General features: G+C 64.6%; 17 protein-coding genes. 6 read left to right on the top strand and 11 right to left on the bottom strand.

The window, feature by feature from the left end; genetic code table 11:
• Positions 1–2: 2 nt before the first annotated feature.
• From hpxZ to ugpB, 11 genes are all read right to left on the bottom strand, one after another.
• A complete protein-coding gene (hpxZ, locus tag XI06_RS39775) occupies positions 3–395 on the bottom strand; it encodes an oxalurate catabolism protein HpxZ (RefSeq protein WP_057747099.1) in 393 nt (130 codons plus the stop codon).
• A gap of 12 nt (positions 396–407) precedes the next feature.
• A complete protein-coding gene (locus XI06_RS39770; protein ID WP_237872248.1) occupies positions 408–1,802 on the bottom strand; it encodes an AtzE family amidohydrolase in 1,395 nt (464 codons plus the stop codon).
• Positions 1,803–1,809: 7 nt separating this feature from the next.
• Positions 1,810–1,989 (bottom strand): DUF4089 domain-containing protein, encoded by a 180-nt coding sequence (locus XI06_RS39765; RefSeq protein WP_128930863.1) that lies wholly within the window; start codon positions 1,987–1,989, stop codon positions 1,810–1,812.
• A gap of 24 nt (positions 1,990–2,013) precedes the next feature.
• Positions 2,014–3,738, bottom strand: coding sequence for a dipeptide ABC transporter ATP-binding protein (locus tag XI06_RS39760; protein WP_271607790.1), 1,725 nt, complete (start codon positions 3,736–3,738; stop codon positions 2,014–2,016).
• A gap of 88 nt (positions 3,739–3,826) precedes the next feature.
• Positions 3,827–4,726, bottom strand: a complete 900-nt coding sequence (locus XI06_RS39755) for an ABC transporter permease (RefSeq protein WP_237890935.1) — start codon at positions 4,724–4,726, stop codon at positions 3,827–3,829.
• Between the two features lie 3 nt (positions 4,727–4,729).
• Positions 4,730–5,743: an ABC transporter permease gene (locus XI06_RS39750; protein WP_237860183.1), complete on the bottom strand. Its 1,014-nt coding sequence runs from the start codon at positions 5,741–5,743 to the stop codon at positions 4,730–4,732.
• Positions 5,744–5,749: 6 nt separating this feature from the next.
• The gene (locus XI06_RS39745; protein ID WP_271607789.1) at positions 5,750–7,372 is read right to left on the bottom strand and encodes an ABC transporter substrate-binding protein; all 1,623 of its coding nucleotides are present in this window, start codon (positions 7,370–7,372) and stop codon (positions 5,750–5,752) included.
• Between the two features lie 352 nt (positions 7,373–7,724).
• Positions 7,725–8,702 carry an aminoglycoside phosphotransferase family protein gene (locus tag XI06_RS39740; protein WP_237890941.1) on the bottom strand — a complete coding sequence of 326 codons (978 nt, stop codon included), beginning with the start codon at positions 8,700–8,702 and terminating at the stop codon, positions 7,725–7,727.
• Between the two features lie 24 nt (positions 8,703–8,726).
• Positions 8,727–9,002, bottom strand: a complete 276-nt coding sequence (locus tag XI06_RS39735) for a protealysin inhibitor emfourin (protein ID WP_237860190.1) — start codon at positions 9,000–9,002, stop codon at positions 8,727–8,729.
• 31 nt (positions 9,003–9,033) lie between these two features.
• Positions 9,034–10,065: a M4 family metallopeptidase gene (locus XI06_RS39730; protein WP_237872259.1), complete on the bottom strand. Its 1,032-nt coding sequence runs from the start codon at positions 10,063–10,065 to the stop codon at positions 9,034–9,036.
• A 231-nt stretch (positions 10,066–10,296) separates the two neighbouring features.
• Positions 10,297–11,622 (bottom strand): sn-glycerol-3-phosphate ABC transporter substrate-binding protein UgpB, encoded by a 1,326-nt coding sequence (gene ugpB, locus XI06_RS39725; RefSeq protein ID WP_377803128.1) that lies wholly within the window; start codon positions 11,620–11,622, stop codon positions 10,297–10,299.
• Between the two features lie 199 nt (positions 11,623–11,821).
• Between ugpB and XI06_RS39720 the strand changes: the two genes are divergently transcribed.
• The 6 genes from XI06_RS39720 to XI06_RS39695 all read left to right on the top strand — a co-directional run bounded on the left by XI06_RS39720 (position 11,822) and on the right by XI06_RS39695 (position 24,679).
• Positions 11,822–12,817, top strand: coding sequence for a TRAP transporter substrate-binding protein (locus XI06_RS39720; protein ID WP_237860194.1), 996 nt, complete (start codon positions 11,822–11,824; stop codon positions 12,815–12,817).
• Between the two features lie 54 nt (positions 12,818–12,871).
• A complete protein-coding gene (locus XI06_RS39715; RefSeq protein WP_377803136.1) occupies positions 12,872–14,902 on the top strand; it encodes a sensor histidine kinase in 2,031 nt (676 codons plus the stop codon).
• Entirely contained in the window at positions 14,872–16,617 is a 1,746-nt protein-coding gene (locus XI06_RS39710) for an ATP-binding response regulator (protein ID WP_237860198.1), read from the top strand. The genes XI06_RS39715 and XI06_RS39710 overlap by 31 nt, the downstream gene beginning before the upstream one ends.
• Before the next feature lie 23 nt (positions 16,618–16,640).
• Positions 16,641–17,378 carry a response regulator gene (locus tag XI06_RS39705; RefSeq protein ID WP_271607788.1) on the top strand — a complete coding sequence of 246 codons (738 nt, stop codon included), beginning with the start codon at positions 16,641–16,643 and terminating at the stop codon, positions 17,376–17,378.
• Between the two features lie 261 nt (positions 17,379–17,639).
• Positions 17,640–24,122, top strand: coding sequence for an RHS repeat-associated core domain-containing protein (locus tag XI06_RS39700; RefSeq protein WP_271607787.1), 6,483 nt, complete (start codon positions 17,640–17,642; stop codon positions 24,120–24,122).
• The gene (locus XI06_RS39695; protein ID WP_271607786.1) at positions 24,071–24,679 is read left to right on the top strand and encodes a hypothetical protein; all 609 of its coding nucleotides are present in this window, start codon (positions 24,071–24,073) and stop codon (positions 24,677–24,679) included. The genes XI06_RS39700 and XI06_RS39695 overlap by 52 nt, the downstream gene beginning before the upstream one ends.
• Positions 24,680–25,050 lie beyond the last annotated feature (371 nt).

Below are 25,050 nucleotides of genomic sequence, written 5' to 3'. Positions count from 1 at the left end.
GGTCAGGTCTCTTTCGACTCGTCGATGATGCTGACATGGGCAGCGACGACGCGCCAGCCCTCCGGGAAGCGAATCCAGGTCTGCATCTGGCGGCCGACCTTGCCGGGAGCCGTGTCGCGATAGAACAAGGTGGAAGCAACCGCCGTGTCGCGACCATAGCTGGAGATGACGGTCTTCGCCCTGCGGCGGTTGAGACCGACCGGCGAGCGGCCGGCGCGGAAGCCTGCGATCGCCTCGTAGCCGTAGAGGTTCTCGCCGATGCCGTAGCGCAGTGTACGGGGATCGTTGCGGAACAGCTCGCCGAGCACGGCGACGTCGTTGCTGACGAGGGCCTGCTCATAGCGCTCGAATGCGGCTTTGACTTCCGCGATCACGTCGGGGAGATCGATCTCCATCTCAAAAACCTCTTAAAGTCCCCTTGGGGCTGGCGCGGCGGCCACGCCCATCTTTTCCAATGCGTACGCGACGCGCAGCGCGATGTCCTCGCGCCAAGGTGCGCAGATGATCTGCACGCCGATCGGCAGCGGCTCAAGCGGCACCGGCACGGCAACCACCGGCAAGCCGATGAAGGAGATCGGCTGGGTGTGGATGCCGATATTGGCTCGCACCGGCAGCTCGACGCCGTCGAGATTGAAATTGATCTGGCCGAGCTTTGGCGCCGTGCAGGGCGTCGCCGGTGCGAGCAGCACATCGACCGACTTGAAGATCTCGGCGAACTGCGCGCGATACCAGCGGCGGAATTTTTGCGCGCGGTCGACCAGCGCCGCCGGCACCATCGCGCCGGCGATCAGCCGGTCACGCACGGCCGGATCGAAATCGTTCGGGCGCTTGCGCAAGCGATCGAGATGCAGCGAGGCACCTTCGGTGGTGGTGATGACGTAAGCTGCCGCGCGAGCGCGCGAGGCTTCGGGCACGTCCACGACGTCGGTCGCGCCCAGCGCCTTGGCAACGCGGCTGACGGCTTCGACGGCTTCCGGAAAGACGTTCTTCTGGAAGTGACCGCCGGCGATCGCGATGCGCAGATCCGACACCGGATTGGCGATCAGCGGCAGGGTCGGCTCCAGCCCGCGCGTCGTGCAAGCGCCATCGTCAGCATCCGAGCCCTGCATCGCGTCATAGGCGAGCGCGAGATCGGTGACCGAGCGTGCGAACGGGCCGAGATGATCGAGGCTCGCGACGAACGGGAACGAGCGCGCTCGCGACAGCCGGCCATAGGTCGGCTTCAGGCCAAAGATGCCGCAGAAGGACGACGGCACGCGGATCGAGCCGTTGGTGTCGGAGCCCAAAGCAATGGGCACCAGCGCGCCGCCAACGGCGCTACCGGAACCACCGGAGGAGCCGCCGCTCATCCGCGTGGTGTCATGCGGGTTGCGCGAGGGACCGTCGTGGATGTTCTCGCCGGTGAAGTCATAGGCGTATTCGCCCATGTTGAGCGCGCCGACGAGGACGGCGCCGGCGGCCTCCATGCGCTCGATCAGGGTGGCGTCACGCTTTGCGGGTGCGAGGTCACGATTGATCTTCGAGCCGGCACGGGTCGGAAGCCCGGCAACGTCAAAAAGGTTCTTCACAGCAAAAGGCACGCCGGCGAGCGGGCCGACGGCCTTGCCAGCGGCGATATCGGCATCGATGGCGCGTGCCTTGGCGCGGGCGCGATCGGCGGTGACGTCGGTGAAGGCGTTGAGGATGGTGTCGCGCTGCTTGATGCGCGCAAGCGCCGCTTCGGTGGCGTCGAGGGCCGACATCTTCCGGCTCGTAACCGCGCCCGCGATTTCCGAGGCCGTCATTTCTGGCTTGGAGGTCATGGCAGCATCAGGCGGTGAAGATTGGCGCCGGCTCGGTCTCGTCCGGCAGCGCGAATTCGTCGACCAGGCGGCCAAGCCGCAGCGACACCTCGAGATTGGCGCGCACCGCAGGCCGCCAGGCCTCCTCGACCGGCAGCGCCAGCGCTTTCGATACGGCGTCGATATAGTCGTCCAGCGGCTCGGCCATCACTCTCTCAAGCTCAGTGCACTCTTAGTGGACCTGCAACGGCGGGTGCGGGATCGCCGTCAGCAGCTCCTTGGTGTAGTCGTCCTGCGGGTCGCTCAAGACCTTCTCGGAAGCTCCTTCCTCGACGATCCGCCCCGTCCGCATCACAATGACACGATCGCACAACAAGCGCACTACATTCAAATCATGCGACACGAACAGATAGCTCATACCTAGCCGCGCCTTGAGGTCCTGAAGCAGGTTCAGGACGACCGCCTGCACCGAGACGTCGAGCGCCGCGGTCGGCTCGTCCAGGATCACCAGCTTGGGATGCAGCGCGATGGCGCGGGCGATGCCGACGCGGGCCTTCTGGCCGCCGGAAAGCTGGTGCGGGAAACGATCCAGCAGATTATGCGGCAGGCCGACCATGGTGGCCAGTTCCTCGCAGCGGGTGCGGAGCGCGTCGCGTCCCCTAATATCGCCGAGCTGCATGATCGGATCGGCGATGGCGCGCACCGCGGTGAAGCGCGGGTTGAGGCTGTCGGTCGGATCCTGGAACACCATCTGGATGCGGCTTCGTTGCGGCAGCCGGGCAAAGGCGGCAGGCTGAATGCCGCCGATGTCCTCGCCGTCGAACTGGATCAGGCCGGAGGTCTGGTCGAGCAGGCGCATCACCATCATCGACGTGGTCGATTTGCCGCAGCCGGATTCGCCGACCAGGCCCACGCTCTCGCCATGGCCGATCGAGAAGCTGATGCCGTCGACGGCGCGGAACACGTCCGGCTCGACGGGCGGCTTGCGGCCGAACAATTTGCCAAGCGTGGCCGTGGCGCCCTGGCGGGGATATTCCTTGACCAGCTTTTCGATGAGCAGAAGGGGCTGCTTCTCCGCACTTGCAGTCGGCGCCGGAGCGGCCTCCGCGGGCGCCGCGGCTAAGGCGCCCTCCTCCTCCGGCAGCAGATCGCGCAAGCTTACGCCGAGCCGCGGCGTCGCGCGCATCAGCTTCCTGGTGTAGGGGTGCTGGGGGTTCGCGAAGATATCGGCGGCCTTGGCGGTCTCGACCACGCGGCCCTTTTCCATCACCACGACACGGTCGCAATAGGCGGCGGCGAGACCGAGGTCGTGGGTGATCAGGATGGTCGACATCGCGCGGCGCTTGGTCAGCTCGACGATGAGATCCATCACCGCCTTTTGCGTGGTGACGTCGAGGCCGGTGGTCGGTTCGTCCGCGATCAGCAGCTGCGGATTGCAGGCGAGCGCAAGCGCGATGACGACGCGCTGGCACATGCCGCCTGAGAGCTCGAACGGATAGGCATGATAGCGCTCGCGCGGGCGGACAATCTTGACCTGCTCCAGCGCCTCGATCGCCTTCTCGCCATGATCGGCAACCTGGGCCTGCTGAACATGGGTGCGCAGCACGTCCTCGATCTGGTCACCCACCTTGCGGATCGGGTTCAGCGCGGCGCGCGGGTTCTGGAAGATCATCGAGACTTCGCGGCCGCGCAGGTCGCGCATCTGGTCTTCGCTCGCGGCCTTGACGTCGATGCCGGAGAACATCACCGAGCCCTCGGCGATCCGCCCCGCCCGGTCGAGGATGCGCATCACCGCATAGGAAGTCACGGACTTGCCGGAGCCGGACTCGCCGACGATGGCGAGCGTCTCGCCCTTGGCGACGGAGATGTTGACGTGCTGCACGGCCTTGACGATGCCGCGGCGGGTGGTGAATTCGACCGTGAGATCCTGGACGTCGAGCAGCGGCTGGGCGGTCACGAATGCCTCCCGTCGCTCAAGAGGTCGAAAGCAACCCCATGCACAGTAGAAGTGGCACCGGAATTATTGGAGAATTTCTTCCAGACCATCACGTCCTCCGCTGCGGGTCGACGATGTCGCGGAGGCCGTCGCCGAGCAGGTTGAAGCAGAACACGGCGATCATCAGCGCGAGGCCGGGGAATAGCGCGATCCACCACTCGCCCGAGACCATGAAGCCCGCCCCTTCGGCGACCATGATGCCCCATTCGGCCGTCGGCGGGCGAACGCCAAGCCCGATGAAGGAAAGACCCGCGGCATTCAGGATGGCGTAGCCCATGGTCAGCGACATCTGCACGATCATGATCGGCATGATGTTCGGCAGGATATGCACCAGCAGGATGCGGAATTCGCCGTTGCCTGATAGCCGCGCGGCCTGCACGAAGCCGGCGTTGCGGCGGACATTGGCTTCGGCGCGCGCGACACGAGCATAGAGCGGGAAGTTCACGATGGCCGTGGCCAGGATGATGTTCTGGACGGTGTTGCCGAGGGCGGCGACGATGCCCATCGCCAGCACGAACAGCGGAAAGGCCATGATGGTGTCGGCGATGCGGCCGACGATGCGGTCGGTCCAGCCGCCGAAATAACCGGCCGCGATGCCGGCGAGGCCGCCCATCAGGAACACCAGCACGACGGAAGCGACCGCGATGAACGTATCGAGCCGCGTCGCTACCACGACGCGGCTGAAGATGTCGCGACCGAGCTGATCGGTGCCGAACCAGTGCGCGGCCGACGGCGGCTTCAGCGCCGCGGCAGTGTCGGAGGCGAGCGGATCATGGGGCACGACATAAGGACCGAAGATCGCCGCGATCAGGATCAGGATCAGCAGAGCGAAAGCGAAGCCCGTGACCTTGTTCTCGCTCAGCACATAGCGTGTCTGTTCGAGGATCGCAGACAGCCCCGAGGTGCGTGCGGGGCCAACAGGCTCAACAGCAGGCGCAACAGAGCTCATGGTTCAGCCCTCCAACCGCACGCGCGGATCGATCACGCCGTAGAGGATGTCGATCACGAGATTGAGCAGCACGTACATCACCGCCATGGTGAGGACGAAACCCTGCACCGGCGCGAAGTCCGAGGAGATCAACGCTTCCACGGCGTAGGAGCCGATGCCGGGCCAGGCGAAGACTTTTTCGACCAGCACGTTGGCGCCCAGCAGGAACGAGAACACCATGCTGAGCGTGGTGATCACGGGCAGCATCGCATTCCGGAAAGCGTAGGTGACGATGACGGTCGTCGGCGACAGTCCGCTGGCGCGCGCGGTGCGGACGAACTCAGAGGCGAGCACCGCCAGCATCGAGGCGCGGGTCATGCGCGCGATCGGCGCCAGGGAGAAGATCGCAAGCGTCGTCGCCGGCAGGATGAGCTGGCTCAACGCCGAGCGGAACGCTTCGAAGTCACGCGCGATCAGCGTGTCGATCAGATAGAACCCGGTCACCGTCGGCGGCGCGCTGTAGAAGACGTCGAGCCGGCCGAGCGGCGCGGGCGACCAGCCGAGCTGGAAGTAGAAGAGATAGACCAGCATCAGGCCGGTGAAGAACACGGGTAGCGACACGCCCGCTGTCGTCGTGATGCGACAGAGATGGTCGATCCACGAGCCCGGCCGCGTTGCCGCCAGCACACCGAGCGGAATGGCGATGACGATGGAGACGATGAGGCCGAGCAGTGTGAGCTCGGCGGAGGCCGGCAGGCGATTGCGGATCTCGGTCGCGACCGGCTGTCCCGTGGTGAGCGAATTGCCGAAATCGCCATGGGCGAGATCGTTGGTGTAGCGGAAGAACTGCTCGATCAGCGGCTTGTCGAGGCCGAGCTTCTTGCGGATCTGCTCGACCGCTTCCTTGGTCGCGGCGGGACCGGCAAAATACGCAGCAGGATCACCGGGCAGCGCGCGCGTCAGCAGGAAGGTGACGATGACGACGCCGATCAGCGAGGGAATCGCGAACATCAGGCGCTTGCCGATCATGGTGAGCATGACGGCTCACCCCTTCGCCATCGCGCGGTAATCGAGCCTGCGGTGGAACCAGTACTGATAGCCCGAGATGTTCTTCTGCATCGCGACGTTGACGAAAGGCTGATACAGCGGGATGCGCGGGATGTCGGTGAAGGCAAGGTCGACGAAACCCTTCACATCGGCCTCGTAGGTTGCGGTGTCACCGGCCGCGGCGGCGGTGCGCGCGCCGTCGATGAGCTTGTCCATCTCCGCCGACTTGTAGCTCATGGTGTTGAAGACGGAATTGTTGCCGTGATAGCACCAGTAGAAGAAGTATTCGGGGTAATCGAGCCAGCCCGAGAACACGTTGGTGAAGAGCGGCATCTCCTTCTTGTTCAATTCGGTGCGCCAGTTGGCACCCGGCACTTTGTTGATGGTGGTCTTGATGCCGATTTGCGCGAGGCTCTCCTGCACCAGCACGCAGAGCGGCTCGTTGACGCCGGCAAAATTCAGGTCAAACGAGATCGTGGTCTCGAAGCCGCCGGCGACGCCCGCTTCCGCCATCAGCGCCTTCGCCTTCTCGATGTCGGTGTTGTATTTGTGCGGCTGCGGCCAGGCGACTTCGGTCGGCTTGTCCTTCGGCGCGCCGAACATGGGGTTGGCGAGCCCGAACATCACGGCGTCCATGATCTTCTGATAGGGCAGCGCGTAGGCGACGGCCTGGCGCACCTTCGGATTGTCGAAGGGCGGCTTGGTGACATTCATGCCGATATACTGGATGCCGTTGGAGAACGGCAGCGAGACGACGTTGAGCTTGCCGTTGGCCTTCATCTCCTGAAAATCCTTGTTCGGAAGCTCGTAGGAAATGTCGGCGTCACCGCGCTCCAGCAGCGCGCGGCGGTTGCCGGCCTGCGGCACCATGCGCCAGATCACGCGCTTGATCTTCGGCAACGGACCGCAGACCCAATCGTCGTTGCGCTCCATGACCACTTCGGTGCCGGCGGTCCACTTCGTCACCTTGTAGGCGCCGGAGCCCGCGGTCTGCTGCTTCGTGAACTCGAGGCCCCAGGGGTCTTTCTCGCTGGCATTCTTCTTCACCAGTTCGGAGTTGACGATGCAGGGCACGATGACGGCGAGATCGGGAACGGTCAGCCTGTCCTTCTTCAGGAAGTCGACACGCACGGTGTAGTCGTCGATGACGACGAACTGCTCCGGCTTGGTGAGCGAGCCCGCGCTCATCTGGAAGGTCGGGAAGCCGCCGACGCTGACGGCTCGATCGAGCGACCACTTCACGTCCTTCGCCGTGACAGGCGCGCCATCGTGGAATTTGGCGTTCTTGCGCAGCTTGAAGGTGACCGACATGTCGTCGATCTTGAACTCCTCGGCGAGCTCGCCCTTGAACTTGTCGCGGTCGTAATAGGGCACGCCGCCGGGACCGCTCTTCATCTCGTGGCTGATCAGGCGGTCGTAGCAATTCCACGACACCTCATAGCCGGGCACGTTGGTGCCGACGCCATGGATGTCGAGATTGTTGGGACCGCCTTCCGAGACGATCAGCAGCGTCTCGGAGCGGGCATCGGCATAGGCCGAGGAGATGATTTGGGGCGCGGCCGGAAGCGCCGCGCCAGCGGCCAATCCGGAGACGGATTTGAGGAAATCGCGGCGCTTCATGGCGGGTGCTCCAACTCAGAAGTTTCTGGTCGGAACTGGGTTCGCAAGGTTCGTGCCAAGGTTATGGGGAAGCCAAATCAAGAATAAATATTTGATATTACTTGTGTATTATCGAATACGCGGACGAGGGATCGAAGCTCAAGCTCCAAGCATTGCATGCAAAGAGAAACATTTGCTTATTTAATAGGCAAAGTTTGAGGCCGGCACGCCCAATAGGCAACGCCTGTCATTCCGGGGTGATGCGCAGCATCGAGCCCGGAATCCATCGGGCCGCAGAACATGCCGAAGAATGGATTCCGGGCTCGCCGCTTCGCGGCGCCCCGGAATGACGGAGAGGGACGGAGCCAAATAATCACTCCGCCCAGATCAGCTCCTGCAATTCGACCAGATCGCTCACCTTGTCCTGCCAGCCCTCGATGCAGATGTGGCTGTTGAGGTCGCTGGCGTGGTGCAGCAGCATCAATGCCATCAGGCGGCGCTTCAGCGCGAAATCAGGCTTCGCGTAGCCAAAGCCTTCGAGCAGGCTGCGCACCCTGCCCGGCCGGCCCGCCGACATGAAGGCGCTGGGGCCGAGCAGATCGTAGTCGCGCCATCCCGCGCGCACGTCGCCGAAATCGAACAGGCCGGCGAGCGACCATTGATCGTCGCGGCTGGCGAGCAGAAAATTTTCCGGAATGTATTCGCCGATCAAGATCACCGGCGGCGCGTCCATCGGGATCAGCGTCGCCGCGTCGCGCAGGAGATCGTCGAGGCCAGCAAGAAATTTCGGCGCGAGGCCAAGACGCGTGTGCCTCATACGGCAGCCCTGCATCTGCGCGCGCATGAAAACATCCCAGCGCGGCTCGAGCCCTGCGAGCGGGCCGAGCGGCGCGCGCTGGACGGCGGCGATGGTCTCGCCGATCTGGCGCAGCACGCGCTCTTTCTGCGCTTCCGGCAAGGATGGCCAGACCTCCGATCCGAGCGTGCCAGATAGCCGCGTGATGATCAGATAGGGCCAGCCGTCGCGCTCCCCCTCAGCGACGATCTCGGGGATCGGCAAATGAAGCCGGCCCGCGAGCTGCATCAGCGAGCCGCGTTCGGAGACGAATTGCCCGCGCAGCAGCGGCGGGAAGATTTTCAGGATCAGGCGATCGCCGAGGCCAACCACAAGATTGGTGCCGGTCGAGAACACATGCGGCGCGCCGGCATCGATGCCGTGGCTGCGAGCGATATCGAGCGCGATCGGCAGCCATCGTGACCGGTCGGCACGCAAGGCACGATAGGCCGCAAGGTTCGTCGAAGCCGACGGCCCCCAAGCGCCGGCCGCATCCGGCGACAATGTCTCTTCCATCAGAGTCCCCGGCTCGGCCTGACCCTACTCCAGCACATCCTTGACGCTGCTCTTGATGGTCGAGGGGACCGCATGTTCGGGCACTTCGATCGTCTGGGAACCGCGGGTGATCCGGTAACTGAACGCGTCAGCCTGTCCTGGATGCGAGGCGGGAACTTTCTTTGGATCGGCAAAGAGCGACTCCACCGTCTTCTGATCGGCGGGCGACAGATCCGACAATGCCAATTCACCCCGGCTCTTGAGGTGAGGGCCGCCGAAGCCGGCGACCCCACCTACGCGCTCGATCTTCAAACGATCCACGCTCTCATCCTTTCGCGGCGTGCTGCAGCGATTACAGCCCCACCTTCGTCCACCCGGCGTTGACGGCGGCGGAGACGGCAGCCGTACTCGGATACATTGTGTGCGCCACCTGACGGGTCCGGGCGGCAAATGCCTTCATCGTCATGTTCGGCGTCGGGCCGAACCCCGTGAGCGAACGATACCACACTTGCCCGATCGGGCCCCAACTATTACCGCCCAGCGTCACGCAAGCCGTGCAGAAAGCCAGATTGGGCGGCCCGCTCGAATAGTGCGGATCCATGCCCGGCGTGATCTGGGAATACTTGGTCGGTTGCGGCGCCAGGCAGTGCTTGGCTGCGGGATCGGCCATGTCGCGCAGGCAGGTGAAACCTTTCTTCTTCGAACCCGGCCCCATGATGTCGCGCCCGATCAGCCAGTCCGCCTTCTTGACGTTCTGGTTGGCTTCCCACTGCCGGAACATCGAGCCGAAGCAATCCGAGATGCTCTCGTTCAGGCCGCCGGCATCGCCGCTATAGGCCAGCTGCAGACTATGCTGGGTCACACCATGGGTCAGCTCATGACCGATGACGTCGTTGCCTCTGGTGAAATCGACGAAGATGCTGCCGTCACCGTCGCCATAGAGCATTTGCGACCCGTTCCACATCGCGTTGTTGTAGCTCTGGCCGAAATGAACCGACGACATCATGGTCATGCCATGATCGTCGATCGAGTTCCGGTTGAAGACCTGCTCGTAGAACTTTGCCACCTTGCTGGTCTGGTTGAAGCTGCGCTTGACGGATCCGTCCGACGACGTCTTCGGCTTCGGAATCGGGGTGCCCGGCAGCGTCTGCGTGTGCTTGCAGTCGTAGACCGTGACTGATGGTGCCGCGGCAAGCGTGACCAACCCATCGGCACGCGTCGCAGCGACGCTGGTGAATCTCGCAGCCTGGTTGCGCAATTCGCGCAGTTCATGACTGATCTGGACCGTGTCGACCATCCGCTTGCGGACCGAAGCCGAGAGCTTCTTGTCCTGGGAGAGCTTGGTCAGAACATCATTCGGGATGATGAAGCATGAGCAGGGCATTGATAGCCTCCAATGCGATTTTCTGAAAAATGAAAGGGCGAAACAGCTACAAGTTTCATCGCCGCCGATCGGCGGCGACAAGCGTTGCCACCAGCTTGGGTGACAGGCCGTCTGCGATTATTGCAGGTGCATGGCGCGGTGTGTGTGAACTCGCGCACATATTTCAGGTTGTGTGGCGACGGATGGGACTTGGCCGGTGAACGGACCCACGCCCCGCGCGCAGGCCGACCGCTATCGCTCGGGGCTGGCGCGCTCGAACTGGCGCAGCAGCTTGTTGCCGCGTTCGACCGCGGCATCGAGCGCACCTTGCGCGCTTTTCTGGCCGGCAAATGCCCGCTCGAGCTCTTCCTCGATGGTGCCGCGGATCAGGTTGAAGGAGCCGAGCCTTATGCCCTTCGAATTCTCCGTCGGCGGATGCAGCGTGATCTCCTCGAACGAGATCGCCGAGCCCGGATTGCGCTCATAGAAGCCTTGCGCGCGCGTCAGCTCGAAGGCGGCGCGGGTCACAGGCAAATAGCCCGTGTTCTGGTGCCAGGCGGCTTGCACGCCGGGCTGCGACAGATAGGCGAAGAACCGCGCCACGCCCTTGTATTCCTGGCGCGGCCGGTCACGCAGCACCCACAGCGTGGCGCCCCCGATGATGGAATTCTGCGGTGCGCCCTTCACATCCGGCCAGTACGGCATCATACCGTAGCCGATCTCGAATTTCGAATTCGCCTTGATGTCGGCGCGCGTCGCCGACGAGCCGATGAAGATGCCGCATTCGCCGTTCTGGAAACGCGGCTCGGCCGCCTGCCCGCGGCCGCTATAGTCGAACAGCTTTGTCTTTTGCCATTCAACGAGCTGGGCGATGTGCTTGACCACGACCGGATTGTTGATGGTCAATTCCGCATCAAGGCCAGCAAAGCCATTCCCGCGCGTGGCCACCGGCAGATTGTGAAACGCCGAAAAATTCTCGATGTGGATCCAGGACGGCCACGACGTGGTGAAGCCGCACACGGCGCCGCGGTCGCGCAGCCGTTTTGCCGCCAGCCCAAGCTCGGGCCAGGTCTTCGGCGGCGTCTCCGGGTCGAGGCCGGCGTCGCGAAACATGGTCTTGTTGTAATAGAGGATGGGCGTCGACGAGTTGAACGGGAAGGACAGCAGGTTGCCCGTGGCATCGGTGTAATAGCCGGAGACCGCCGGAAGGTAGTCGTTCAGCGAGAACGGCTCGCCCATGTCGCGCATCATGCTGTAGACGGGATAGATGGCGCCCTTGGCGGCGGTCATGGTCGCGGTGGCGACCTCGTTGACCTGGACGATCGCAGGCTGGCTGCGCGAGCGGAAAGCAAAGATCGCGGCCGTCACCGTCTCGGTGTAATTGCCCTTGTAGGCAGGCACGATGCGATAGTCCGACTGCGAGGCGTTGAAGTCCGAGGTGAGCTTCTCGAGCTGCTTGCCAAGCTCGCCCGACATGGCGTGCCACAGCGCGATGTCGGTGGTGGCGCGCGCCTCGCAGCTCAAGGCGAGGGCCAAGGTGGCGGCGGCGACCTGCAAGAGGCGCAATGCTGAAGTCACGATGGCTCTTCCCGTATGACGCGGCAAAAGGCGACCGCACCCTGCTTAAGGCGCGCGAGAAGCGGTTTCAACCGGGAATGACGGCGGCGGCACCGCACAATCCGCCGCCCCCCGGGCGGGATGGCCTTCCCTTTACCATCTGGTAGATTGCGTTGAACCTTTTGGTCCCGTCATAGACTCCATCTCCGAGGGGTTGAGTGTGCCAGTGTTAAACCGTGCCGAACTCTCACGGACCGGGGTGATTTTCGTCGCGCTTCTGCTCGCCATCGGCGCGACGAGCGCAGCTGCGCGCGAATTCCGCGCCGCCGATACCCAGGCCGAGGATTACCCAACCGTCCAGGCGCTGCGCTACATGGGCGCGCTGATCTCCGAGCGCACCGGCGGCCGGCACGAAATCAAGGTGTTCCACTCCCGCCAGCTCGGCGAGGAGAAGGAGACGATCGAGCAGACCCGCGCCGGCGCGATCGACCTCAACCGGACCAATGTGGCCCTGATCGGCAATTTCGTCCCGGCGATGAACGTGCTCGCCATGCCGTTCCTGTTCCGGTCCATCGAGCACATGCAGAAGGTGCTGGACGGGCCGATCGGCAAGGAAATCCTGGGCAGCTTCGAGCCCTACGGCTTCGTCGGGCTCGCCTTCTACGATTCCGGGGCCCGCTCGATCTACAACAGCGTTCGCCCGGTCAAGAGCATCGCCGACCTCAAGGGGTTGCGGATCCGGGTGCAGCAATCGGAGTTGATGAGCGACATGATCCGCGCGCTCGGCGCCGAACCGGTCGAGCTGCCCTATGGGCAGGTCCTGACGGGGCTCTCGACCCATCTGATCGACGGCGCCGAAAACAACTGGCCATCCTTCGTGACCACAGACCATTACAAGCACGCCGGTTACTACACCCTCACCGAGCACACGATGAGCCCGGAGGTGCTGGTGATCTCGCTGAAGGCCTGGAAGAGCCTGTCGGCCGAGGACCAGACCATCTTCAGGGAAGCCGCGGCGCGCTCGAGCCTCTACATGCGCGAGAAATGGCGCGACCTCGAGGAGCAGTCGCAGCGCAAGGCGGAGGCCGCCGGCATCGTCGTGACCAGGGATATCGACCGCAAGCCGTTCGAGGATGCGATGGCGCCGATTTACGCCAAGGCCGCGCAGGATCCCGCTGCGGCCGCGCTGATCGAACGTATTCGCAAGGTGGAGTGACGCCACTTGATCGCGCCCGGCACCAGCGAGAGCGCAGAACGGCCGGCCGGCCCGATCGGGCGGCTGCGCGCGCGCCTCGTCGGCGTGTTGCGGGCGGTGCCCATCCGCTGGCGCATCCTCTCGATCGCGGCGCTGAACTCCGCCGTAGTGATCGTGCTGGTGGCGATGATCTGGAACGGCGCGCAGGTGCTGAGCTCAGCCTGGGACGACGTGCGGCAGGTGCGCGAATCCGACCGCATCCTGGCGCTGCTCGAAAGCGAGACGGGGCGGCTGCAGAACCTGATCCACCGCTACATCAACCAGCCGAGCCCGGACCTGTTCGCCGAGATCCTGCTGCTGCGCGAGGCCGTGCTGGGCACGCTGACCGACCGCGCCGCCAAGGACCCGATGCTGTCAGGGTCGGTCGAGGAGCTGGAGCGCACCACCGACCGCTTCCTCAACGGCTTCGGCGAGCTGCGCAGCGTTCAGGCCACCATCGCCAAGACCTATGAGGAGCAGGTGCAAGGCCCCGCCAAGGACATGGCCGGCCTCTACTCCATCATCGAGGGCGCCACCGGCCATCGCGACGCGCTGATCTGGCCTTCGCTCGGCAAGTCGCGCGAGGCCTTCACCGCGATGCTGGTTGCGGCCAATTCCTACTATCTGTCGCAATCGGTCGATGCGGCTGACGACGCGCGCCGCCACACCGAGACGATCGAGAAGACCATTCCCGTGATGATCGATCTCGCCGACAACGATTTGCAGAAGATGGCGCTGCAAAAGCTCGCAATCCGCACCACGGCGCTGCGCGAGGGCTTTGCAAAACTTTCCGAGCAACTGACGAACCGCACCGAGCTCTTGCGCAACACCATCGACGCCAGCCAGGCCGAGGCGATCGGCGCCATCGACGATCTCTCGACCAAGATGCGCCAGCGCGAGCAGAAGGCGCAGGAGACGTTCGACCGCACGCTGGCGGATATTTCGCGGCGGGTGCTGTCGATCGCGGTGATCTTCCTCGGCATCATCCTTACCGCCGGCGTGCTGATCGCGCTGTCGATCCGGCTGCCGCTGCAACAGATCATGACCGCGATGCGCGCGATCACGCTCGGCGATCTCGGCCGCGAGGTGCAGGGCACGCGCGCGCGCGACGAGGTCGGCGCCATGGCGCGCGCGGTGGAGGTGTTCCGCGAGAACGCGATCGCCAAGCGCCAGACCGAGGACGAGCTGCGCGCGTCCAAGGAAAAGGCCGAAAGCGCCCTGCTGGAGCTCAACGCCGCGCAGCAGAATCTGATCGACGCCGAACGGCTCGCGGCGCTCGGCGGCCTCGTCGCCGGCGTCGCGCACGAGGTCAACAACCCGATCGGCATCAGCCTGACGGTGGCGTCGAGCTTTGCGAGGCGCACCGAGATTTTCGAGGCGCAGCTAAAGGGTGACGGCGGCCTGCGCCGCTCGCAGCTCGAGGAATTCGTGCAATCCTCGCGCGACGCCTCGCAGCAGCTCGTCGCCAACCTCACCCGCGCCGGCGAGCTGATTCAGTCGTTCAAGCAGGTCGCGGTCGACCGCTCCCATGCCGAGCGGCGGCAGTTCTCACTCAGCGAAGCGACCGACCAGATCATCGCGAGCTTGCGGCCGGTGCTGAAGCGCTCGCCGATCACGCTCCAGGTCGACGTGCCCGAGGGGCTGCTGCTCGACGGCTATCCCGGCTCCTATGGCCAGATCCTGACCAATCTGTTCCTCAACGCGGCCAACCACGCCTTCGCCGACGGGCGTGCCGGCACCATCGCGATCTCGGCCCGGCCGCGCGGCACCGAGGATATCGAGATCATCTTCGCCGATGACGGAGCCGGCATGACCCCGGACGTGCAGCGCCAGGCCTTTGACCCATTCTTTACCACCCGGCGCAATGAAGGTGGCACGGGACTGGGCTTGCATATCGTCTATAACCTTGTCACCCAGCAGCTCGGCGGGCGGATGATGCTGGAATCCAAGCTGGGACAAGGCACTACTTTTCGGATTATCATGCCGCGGATCGCCAAGGGCGGCGCGCAAAGCACAGAAAGTGACGGGACTTCTCAATGGCCGAACAGGACGATGTCCTCCACCTGATCGACGACACCGGTACCGCGTCGGAGGATACGGATGCCCGGAAATGGAAAATCGCCGTCATCGACGACGATCCGGCCGTGCATGACGGCACCCGTTTTGCGCTCTCGGACTACAGCCTGAACGGCCAGGGTCTGGAGATTCTCTCCGCCCATTCCGCGGCGGAAGGTCGCAAGCTGATGGCGGAGCACAGCGACATCGCCGCGGTGCTGCTCGACGTCATCATGGAGACCGACGTCGCGGGCCTGGAGCTCGTCGAATACATCCGCAACGTGCTCAAGAACGAGACCGTGCGCATCATCCTGCGCACCGGCCAGCCCGGCCAGGCGCCGGAGCGGCGCGTGATCGTGCAGTACGACATCAACGACTACAAGGCCAAGACCGAGCTCACCGCCGACAAGCTGTTCACCTCGCTGACCGCGGCGCTGCGCTCCTACCAGCAGCTCGAGCGCATGGTGCAGACGCGGCGCGGGCTCGAGATCATCATCGATGCGGCCTCGACGCTGTACGACTTCAAGTCGATGCAGCGGCTCGCCGAGGGCGTGCTGACCCAGCTCGCCTCGCTGCTCAATGTCGACTGCGCCGGCATCCTCGTGTTGCGCGACAATGGCGGCGTCGATGCCGAGCTCTCGGTGCTCGCCGGCAGCGGCTGCTACAGCCGCTTTATCGGCACGACCTCGTCGAAGGCACTCGACCCCGATCTGCGCCAGCTGGTCGAGGACGCCTTCCAGCGCCGCAAGAACGAATTCGCCGACCACCGCAGCGTGATCTATCTGCGCACCGGCTCGGGGCGCGAGGTCGTGGTGCTGCTGCAGTCCGAGCGCGATTTGTCCGAGACCGACCGCTCGCTGGTGGAGATCTTCTCGAGCCGGCTCTCGATCGCCTTCGACAACGTCATCCTGTATCAGCAGCTCCAGGACGCCAATACGCAGCTGGAAGACCGCGTCGCGCAGCGCACCCGCGCCCTGATGCAGGCCAACCGCCGGCTCTCGGCGCAATGGCTGCGGCTGCAGCGCGCCAACGGCTTCAAGAACGAGATCCTGGGCACCGTCGCGCACGATCTCAAGAACCCGCTCGGCGTCATCCTCGGCCGCACCGAGATGTTGAAGGAGCTGATCTCGACCGGCGCCTCGTCGTCAGGCGTGGTCGCCCAGGTCGATCATATCCGCGACGCCACCAAGCGCCTGACCACGATGGTCGATCATCTGATCTCGGACGCGATGGCCGATGCCTTCGACATCACCATCCGCCGCGAGCCGGTCGACGTCGCCGCGCTGGTGAAGGAGGTCGCCGAGGCCAACCAGCCGCTCGCGGTCAACAAGCAGCAGGCGATCAGCGTCAGCGCGCCCGCCAACATCGTCACCATGTGCGACACCGACCGCATCCGCGAGGCGATCGACAATCTGATCAGCAACGCCATCAAATACTCACCGATCGCGGGCAAGATCACCGTCGCGGTCAGCCATGAGGGCAACGACACCATCATCCGCGTCAGCGACGAGGGCGCCGGCCTGTCGCCGGAGGATCTCGGCCGCCTGTTCGGCCGGTTCCAGCGGCTCTCCGCAAAGCCGACGGCGGGTGAGAGCTCGACGGGGCTTGGGTTGTCCATCGTCAAGCGTATTATCGACATGCATGGCGGCGAGGTAACCGCCGACAGCGACGGCCCGGGCAAGGGCTCGACCTTCACCATCACCCTGCCCGCGACCGAAATGCCGTGATTTGAGTACGAGATCTGAGTGACATGACACAAAGCCAGCACATCATGATCGTCGACGACGAGGCCCCGGCCCGGGAGATGGTCGGCGATTACCTCAAGATGCACGGCTTCACCGTGACGCTGTGCGACGGCGGCAAATCCTTGCGCGCCGCGATCGACGGCGGCATGCCCGATCTCGTCGTGCTCGACCTCAACATGCCCGAGGAAGACGGCCTCTCGATCATCCGCGACCTCAAGAGCCGCATCAACGTGCCTGTCATCATGCTGACGGCAACCGCGAGCCCGATCGATCGCGTCGTCGGCCTCGAGCTCGGCGCCGACGATTACGTCGCAAAGCCCTGCGAGCTCAGAGAATTGATGGCGCGCATCCGCTCGGTGCTGCGGCGGAGCACGCCGGCGAAATCGGCAGGCAGCGACGCAGCGCCGGCGAAATCGGACAAGGATCAATTGGTGCGCTTTGGGACAAAGTGGCTCGATCTCGAAGCCCAGGCCCTGCGCGACGACGAGGGCAATGAGCATCCGCTGACCGCGTCCGAGTTCGGGCTGCTCAAGGTCTTCGCAGCCAATCCGAAGCGCGTGCTGTCGCGCGAGCGCCTGCTGGAGCTCGCCAATGCGCGCGACGCCGAAGCCTTCGACCGCGCCGTCGATCTGCGCATCATGCGCATCCGCCGCAAGATCGAGCCCGACCCGACCAAGCCCGCCGTGATCCGCACCATCCGTGGCGGCGGCTATTTGTTCTCGCCGCAGGGCGAGAAGGCGTAGGCCGCGCCTCACGCCGCACCCCGCCACAACCCTTGCGCGCATGAAGCAGCAAAAAGGGTAAGGCTCGTTGCGCCAACGCGGCGGGAGCCGGATCAACTTTGTAATCTGCAGTTGTTCGCCGTTTGTCTGGCGTGATAGGGTCGTGTCAAACGACCTGCGGCCAAGCCGACAGGCCGACCAACGCGGTTCGGATGCACCCGCCCGATCGCAGAGTGTCGGCTGAACGCGCACGAGCCGGGCCGGTACGGCAGGAGTTCCGACATGGCGAGAAAATCCGCCGGTCTGGCTTGGGCCCTTGCTGGCGCGCTGTTGATTGTCGCCCCCGTGGCGATCACCGCATTCGCGCAGGTCACCGTCCGCGACAAGGTCCCTGACGGGGTTTCCATCATCAACCACGGTCCGCCGGGACCACCGGCGGCGCGAGCGCTGGGTCCGGTCGGCGCTTACAGCGCGCTGCAAACGAGCCTCTTCACCTTCGACGTCACCGGCAGCGGCGAGGCCGTGTGGAACATGCCGATCTGGGCGCCGGCAGGCCGCAACGGCATGGCGCCGTCACTGTCGTTCAGTTACCGGTCGCGGCGCGCGCCGGGCCTGCTGGGACAGGGCTTCGATGTCAGCGGCCTGTCATCGATCACGCGCTGCTGGCGAACGCCCGCGCAGGACGGTCGCTACGCAGCCGGACCGACGCCGGGCCTTCCGGACGTGTTCTGCCTCGACGGTCAGCGGCTCGTTCCACGCAGCACGACGCCCAGCGAGCTTCAGCCGGAGTTCGACCCGGGCACTCTGGTCCGGATCAACGGACCGGTCGAGGCGCCGACATCCTTCGACGTCTATCGTTCGCAGGGAGAAATCTGGCGCTACGGCTCGCGAGAGGCCTGCGCGATGAGCTCGCAATCGCAGGTGAAAGGCTGGCCGCTTGTCGTCGCCACAAAGCCGGACGCCAACGGGCTGTTCACGACCGACGACTTCACCGAGACCACCAGCCCGGCCCAACGCGTCGTTGCCTGGAATGTCGACCGTGTCGAAGACCGGTGGGGCAACTACTACGACATCGATTATCTGCGAGCCCTGAACGCGGCGTGGTCGGTCGAGGTCGCACCGGCGGCGGTGACGTGGACCGGCTTCGGCGGGACCGGGTGTTCGGAGCTTGCGAACCTCAAGCCCAGCCGGCGCATGCTGTTCGTCTATAACCAGAACCGCGACGGAAGCTTCATGGCGCGGCAGAATCCGCGGTCGACCTACCGCGCCGGACTGGAGGTCCGACAGACATTTCTGCTCGCCAAGATCGTGGTCGAAGGTCCCGACGCGCTGGTATCGACGCCGTCGGCCTCGCGCAACGTGCGGCCGTTCCGCGAATACCGCGTGGCCTACCGGCCCGCGCAGGATGGCAAGCAGGCCGTCGACAGGGTCGATAGCATCACCGAGTGCGTCTACAACACGGCGCAGGCGGTGCAATGCCGGGAGCCCGTTGCCTTCTCCTGGACGCCGGACAATCCCGCCGTTCCCGAATTCCTGCCGAGCAAAGACCCGGTCCAGGCGAGGGCGGATGACCCCTCGCTCGACATGGACCTGCGCTTCGACACCGTGACCGGCGTCGAGGACGCCACGGCGCGCGAGCTGGATTCCGTCGTGGCCGACTTCGATGGCGACGGCCGTGACGACTATCTCTACAAGCTGCTCTGGTTTGTCCGTCCGACCCAGCTCCTGGGCGTGCCCGACACCTACGTCACACAATGGTATCTGCGCCTGGGAACGCCGACCGGACTTGGGCCACGCCACCAGGTCTACGGGCTGCCGGCGACCGGGGACGGCGATCCCAGATTTTCGCCACGCGCCGTCGATATCGACCAGGACGGCCGCGCCGAGGTTCTCATCTATTCCGAGGACGCGGCGGTCGACTTCGTCTTCAAGGGCGATCCGAACCTCAACGAATATCACGTCACCGACACCCTCGGATACCAGGTGTTCCGTCTGGTTGCCCACGGCTGCCAGACGCCGCCATTCTTCGAGTGCAACTTCGATTCGCTCAATCTGGGTGAGGGACAAGTCCTGCATCCGCTGGCACTGGCGCCTCGCAACAGCATCGCGGTGCAGATCGGCGACCTCGATGGCGACGGCAGGCTGGACCTCACGCGCGACGATACCAATTGCCCGTCCTTCCTCTCCTGCGCGGTCGGGTCGATCACCCCGCCGCGTCCGATCAGCGTCGGCTTCCGCAAAGGATTGCCCGCAGATCCAACCCAGCCGGTAGCCGATCCCGCCTATGCCCCGCCGTCCAGCGTGCGACGCGCCTTTCCGGCCGTCGGTCCGTTCACCAACGTGATCTTTCGCCAGTTCGACGGTCGCTACCTGGTCGATCTCGACGGCAATGGCCAGCCGGAGATCCTGACCACCACCTACAATTTCGTCCCGATCGAAGCCCCCGTAGCGGGTCTGGTGGATCAGTATCCGTTCTCGCTGTCCGCGCTGTCCTTCGGCCCGTCAGGCGACGGGCAGGTCGGCATGACGCCCATCGCGCTGAGCGCGCGTCCGCTGGCGATCTCACCGATGATGCAGCGGCTCAGAGGTCCCTGCCTTGTGTCACCGGACGCGCACTTCGGACTGATTTTCCTCGACGTGAACGGTGACGGCCTCGACGACGCGATCTCGTTCTCCGAGATCGGAAAGGACCCGTGCGATTCCTCGGTGGCGACGAGCTTCCTGTCGTTGAATGCGGGCGGTTCGTTCCGGGTGGCGACACAGCTTCCGTTCACCACGATCGGCGCAGGACCGAAGCTCAACGAGCTCTTCAGTCCGGCTCGCGGCTACGACTCCGGGGCCCGGGTGGCCGATCTCGACGGCGACGGACGTAGCGACGTCGTCTACTTCAGCCAGTCGGGCGTGTTCTGGCTGAAATCGACCGGCGAAAGCCTGCAGTCGTACCAGCTGCCGATCGCCGGAACGGGCGGAGCGCAAATGGTCCCGGGCACGCCGACCCAGTACTACAACAGCGCTGGACTCCCGAGCGGCTTCGGACCCAGATTGGCCCGGCTCGGCGATTTCAACGGCGACGGCATTCTCGACCTCGTGACCGTGCGCGAGAGAAAGGTCATCGGCGGACCGGCCTTTTCCTACTTCGAAGTCAACCTCGGTGCGCCGCGCAATCCGGACATGATCGACGGAGTCTACGGCGGCCACCTTCGGCCGACGATTTCGGTCCACTACGGGTTCGCAGGCGTGGCGATGCAAGGCGACCTCTACAAGCTGACCGGCAGTCACGCCTGGCCGCAGGCAACTCCGGGCAAGCTCGGCTGGGTGGTGAGCGACTATTCCGTTCAGGCCGGCGATCTCGACAGCGCCACGCCCCTGCTCAACGTCTATCGCTACCAGTACGAGACCGCGCGCCGGGATCTGACCGGCCGCGGCTTCCTGGGCGTCGACCGTCGCATCCGGCAAACCACGGACGACGCCGCGACGCCGACCGTCTTCGAGACCGAGTTTCTTGATTTTGACCACGGCGCTTTGAGCCGGGTCTGCCGGTCGGGGACGATGTGCGCATACCCGTCGGTCGATACGCCCGTCAACCGGGTGGTCGTGACCAAGCTTGATCCGACGACATATCGCGTGGAGGCACGGCAGACATCGCGGACGGTTCAGGCCCGGACCGGCTTCGACGGCGGATACGATCTCAGGAGCGACATCGTCATCGCGGACGTGTGCGAGCTGGACGCCGCGCCTCAATCCATCGCTCTGCCGTGCCTCGCATCGAACAGCACGCTGATTTCGTCGGTGCGGACGACCCGCGACTTTGACACGTTCGGCAACGTCGTTCGCTCCCTGCGCGAGACCTCGAACGGCGGCTCGTTCATGGGACCGGTGGCGGCGCCGAGCTTCTACGAAGAGCTCCGGGCCGCACCGGCGGTGCTGTCGGCCGCCGATCAGGCCCGCTGGCTCACGTCGCGCTACCCGACCTGGGACTATACGAGCTTCGATCCGACGCTTACGCCCGCGGAGCGAATGATCAAGCAGCGCATCATCAAGGCCTACGAGCCGAACTCGGTCGAGGTCACGGCGGTGACGATTGCGGCACCGCCGTCCGCCGGCCCGGAAACCGACACCAGCTCGGGCTTCCTGTATTCGGTGCTGTTCGGCCGCACCAATTGGGGCGTCGTCAATCTGGTCGAGGAAAGTGCGTCCGGTTCGGCGCGGACCTCGCGGCGGGGGTTCGCCAGCGGCGATCCCGACCTGATTTTCTCCAGCACCTACACCAATCCGCTCGGGCAGATGACGACCGTCTGGCCGCATGCGACGCTGGGCGTTCCCTTCGCCATCGATGACGTCAACGGATTGCGCACGCGATGGGACTACGACGCGCTGGGCCGGCCGCTGCTCGTCCGCCGGCCTGGCGGCGAAACCGAAACCTTCACCTATTCGAACGATCTGCACGCCGACGGTTCAATGGGCCGGACATGGACCCTGGCGCATACCGGGCTCGCGATCGCAGACGAGAGCTCGACCTTCGACGCCTTCGGGCTGCGCGTCGGCTCGAGCCGCGAGGAGTTCGATCGCGTGGCCGCCCGCTCCTACGTCTTCGACAGGTTCGGCCGGCTGCTGAAATCGGGCTATCCGGTCGACGCGTCGCAATCGCGGCAGAGCACGCTGTTCGTCGAATATCTGCGCGACAATCTCGGGCGCGTGCTGCAGGCGACGCGGCCGGTCGATGGCGGAGCCTACACCTCGCTCTACCACTACGCCGGCCGCACCACGAACCACGTCAGCGAACGGCAGGTGGCGTCCAGCGTCACCCGTGACGCGAAGGGCCGCGTGATCCACCACGAGACCCTCGACGACCAAGGGCGGGCGATCGGCACCGACGTCGACTATTGGCACTTCGATCTTCCGCGAGGCATTCGCCATCCGGCCCTGCCCCCGGATCAGGTGATGACCCCGCCTGCGGCCCAGCAACCGGAAACGGTGATCACTTATGACGTGCTGGGACGGCGCAGTGCAATCGACGATCCCGACGTCGGCCATCAGAACTACTTCTACAACGGCTACGGCGAGGTCAAACGCGTCGAGGACGCCAACGGCGGCGTGACGACGATCGCCCGGGATGGGCTCGGCCGGATGACGCGCGTGCAAACCAGCGCCAACGCGGCCTATCCGCCAAGGCAGCCGGGCGGGCAGTGGGCACAGGACTCGCAGTACTTCTACGACACCGCGCCGTTCGGCATTGGCAAGCCGGCGCGGATCGTCTCCGTCGACGGCATCACCAAGACTTTCGCCTACGACGCATCGTCGCGACTGCGCGAGCTCGATACGATCGACGAGACCGGACAGACCTGGTCGATGACCTACGAGTACAACGCGAACGGACTGCCTTCGGCGGTCAACTACCCCCCGTCCGGCGCGCAGCCGTTCCGCGTCGAGTACGAATACGCCGCAAACGGCGAGGTGGCATCGGTCTTCGACGCGTCATCCGTTCCGCGCTCGCTGATATGGAGCCAGGTCGCGAAGAACCTGGCCGGACAGAGCACGCAGGAGCAGTTCGGCACCACCGAAGCCGTCGAGTTCAGCTACGACAAGACCTTTGCGTTGCGATTCCAGTCCGGCAAATTCGTCGGCGGCAAGAAACCCTTCCAGGAGATCAAATACACGTGGGGACCGGACTCCCTGCTCGAGCAGAAGTCCGATCTCGCGCTTGGCCTCACCGAGACGTACGGACACGACGCATTGCGGCGCCTGCATACGTGGGATGTGGTGCAAGGCACGGCGCATACAAAGTGGGAATACGACTATGACGATTGGGGCAATCTGCGCCAGCGCAAGGTCGTCGACGGAACCGTGTTCGATCCGACCACGTATGACTACACGACCACGGCCGACGCAACGCGCCCGCATGCCGTGAAGCGGGTCACAACAGGCAGCGCCACGCCGGTCGACTATGGTTACCTCGCCGGCGGCCAACTCACGCAGGGCGGAGGCAACAGCTACGCCTGGACACCGCTCGGCCTGCCTGCATCGATCACGAACGGCGTGCTGAACAGCTCCCTGCTGTACGACGGCCTGGGACGGCGCGTGACCCGACGCGACGGCGCAACGCCTGACGCGCGGCAGGTGACCATCGACGGGCTGTTCGAGTTTCGCTCGACCGCCGCCGCCGGGTCCTCCGATTACGTCTACAACGTCAGGTCCGGGGACAGGATTGTTGCGCAGGTCCGGCGGAGTACGCTTCCGGCCCCGCAAGGCCTGCGCTTCTTTCACGGCGACGATCTCGACAACCCCGATACCACGACGACGACCGTACTGAACGCGCAGGGCAAGAGCGTCGGGCAGCTCGCCGAGCGAAGCAAGTTCGAGCCGTTCGGCGAACGCCGCGTCCAATCCAGTCTCGCCCAACCCGTGGCGCAGGGCTTTGCCTCGCCGAGCGACCCCGGATTCACCGGGCACCAGCCCGACCAGCCCTTTGCATTGGTCAACATGGGCGGCCGGCTCTATCAACCGGGAATCGCCCGCTTCATCAGCCCGGATCCGGTTGCGGGATTTACCTCGCAGGCGCTCAATCGCTACAGCTGGTCTGGACGCCACCGCCGGCGACCTCCGACGAGAATTCGTCGGAAGTGGCTCCGCAGCCGTCGGGCGGCTTCGAACCCGCGCTGCCGGCGTCTGCCGCGGCACAGTTCAGCGGCGTTCCGGCGGGTCCGTCACCTGTCGTGGCGGCCGGCGGCATCCCCGACGCGGGAACGGTTGAGCCAGCGCGGGTAACGAAGATCGATGAGTTCGGTATTCACTACTATTTCCCCGACACCAAGGCCGGCTGGAACGATTACGATCGCGCCGTCAAGGCGGTCCGCAAAGGCATGAAGGAGCTACCCGACTTCGAAGCATTGATCGGGGACAAGATCAGAAGTCGCGATCGAGTGAACGTTGTCTTGCGGACCATCCTTCCCGACGCCAATGGCGCGATAATTCCCTACGATGCCGACGCTTACGAGTTGCCCGATGGAGCTCATTCCTTCGACATCGTGATGAGTCCCAGTGAGAGAATAACAACGACGTTTGTGGTGACTCCCTTTGGACGAGATCCGCGAGTGATCCTGCCTGCAACGTTCGAAACAACGCTGTTTCACGAATTCGGGCATATGCGGGGGTACAGGCGCACGCTCCTGCCGGATGCTGGAATTGACTACGGGGCCGGCCCCGAAACCGGCTCGGACGCCATCAAGATGATGAATGACGCCATGCGCATCTATGACTTTCGGTGGCTCAGCCCATATCAGCGAGATGCGCTCGATCACGGACTGCATCCACCCTCGGAATGATCGGGCGGCAGGGCAGCAACACGGCGCCGGCGAGGACCGGCCGGTGCGAAGGCGAGCGGTGATCAGTCGATATGCACCAGGCTGTCGACGTAGGATTCGCGCCCATTGATTTTCGGAGTTTCGGCATTCCGCGCCCGCCGCAAGGGTCGGCGGCGAACGTTCCAGCCCGAAATTCGTTCCAAGGCTGTACCGCCCAGTCCAATCCCGCAGTACCGTATTTTCCACCCTTTGAAATACCACGCTTTTTTGCCGCGAATGTTTCGTCGCGATTTGAGCGACGAAACAATTTAGCGGCGCACGAAACCATTTTCCCCTTTTCGTGCAGACGTCCCGAAACGATGGCTGATTAACACTTTGGTCCAAGGAAACGC

The sequence above is a fragment of the Bradyrhizobium sp. CCBAU 11434 genome (genome assembly GCF_028128895.1).
Classification (GTDB): domain Bacteria; phylum Pseudomonadota; class Alphaproteobacteria; order Rhizobiales; family Xanthobacteraceae; genus Bradyrhizobium; species Bradyrhizobium zhengyangense.
The sequence above is the reverse complement of the archived record's forward strand: the minus strand, read 5'-3'. Positions and strand labels throughout refer to the sequence as shown.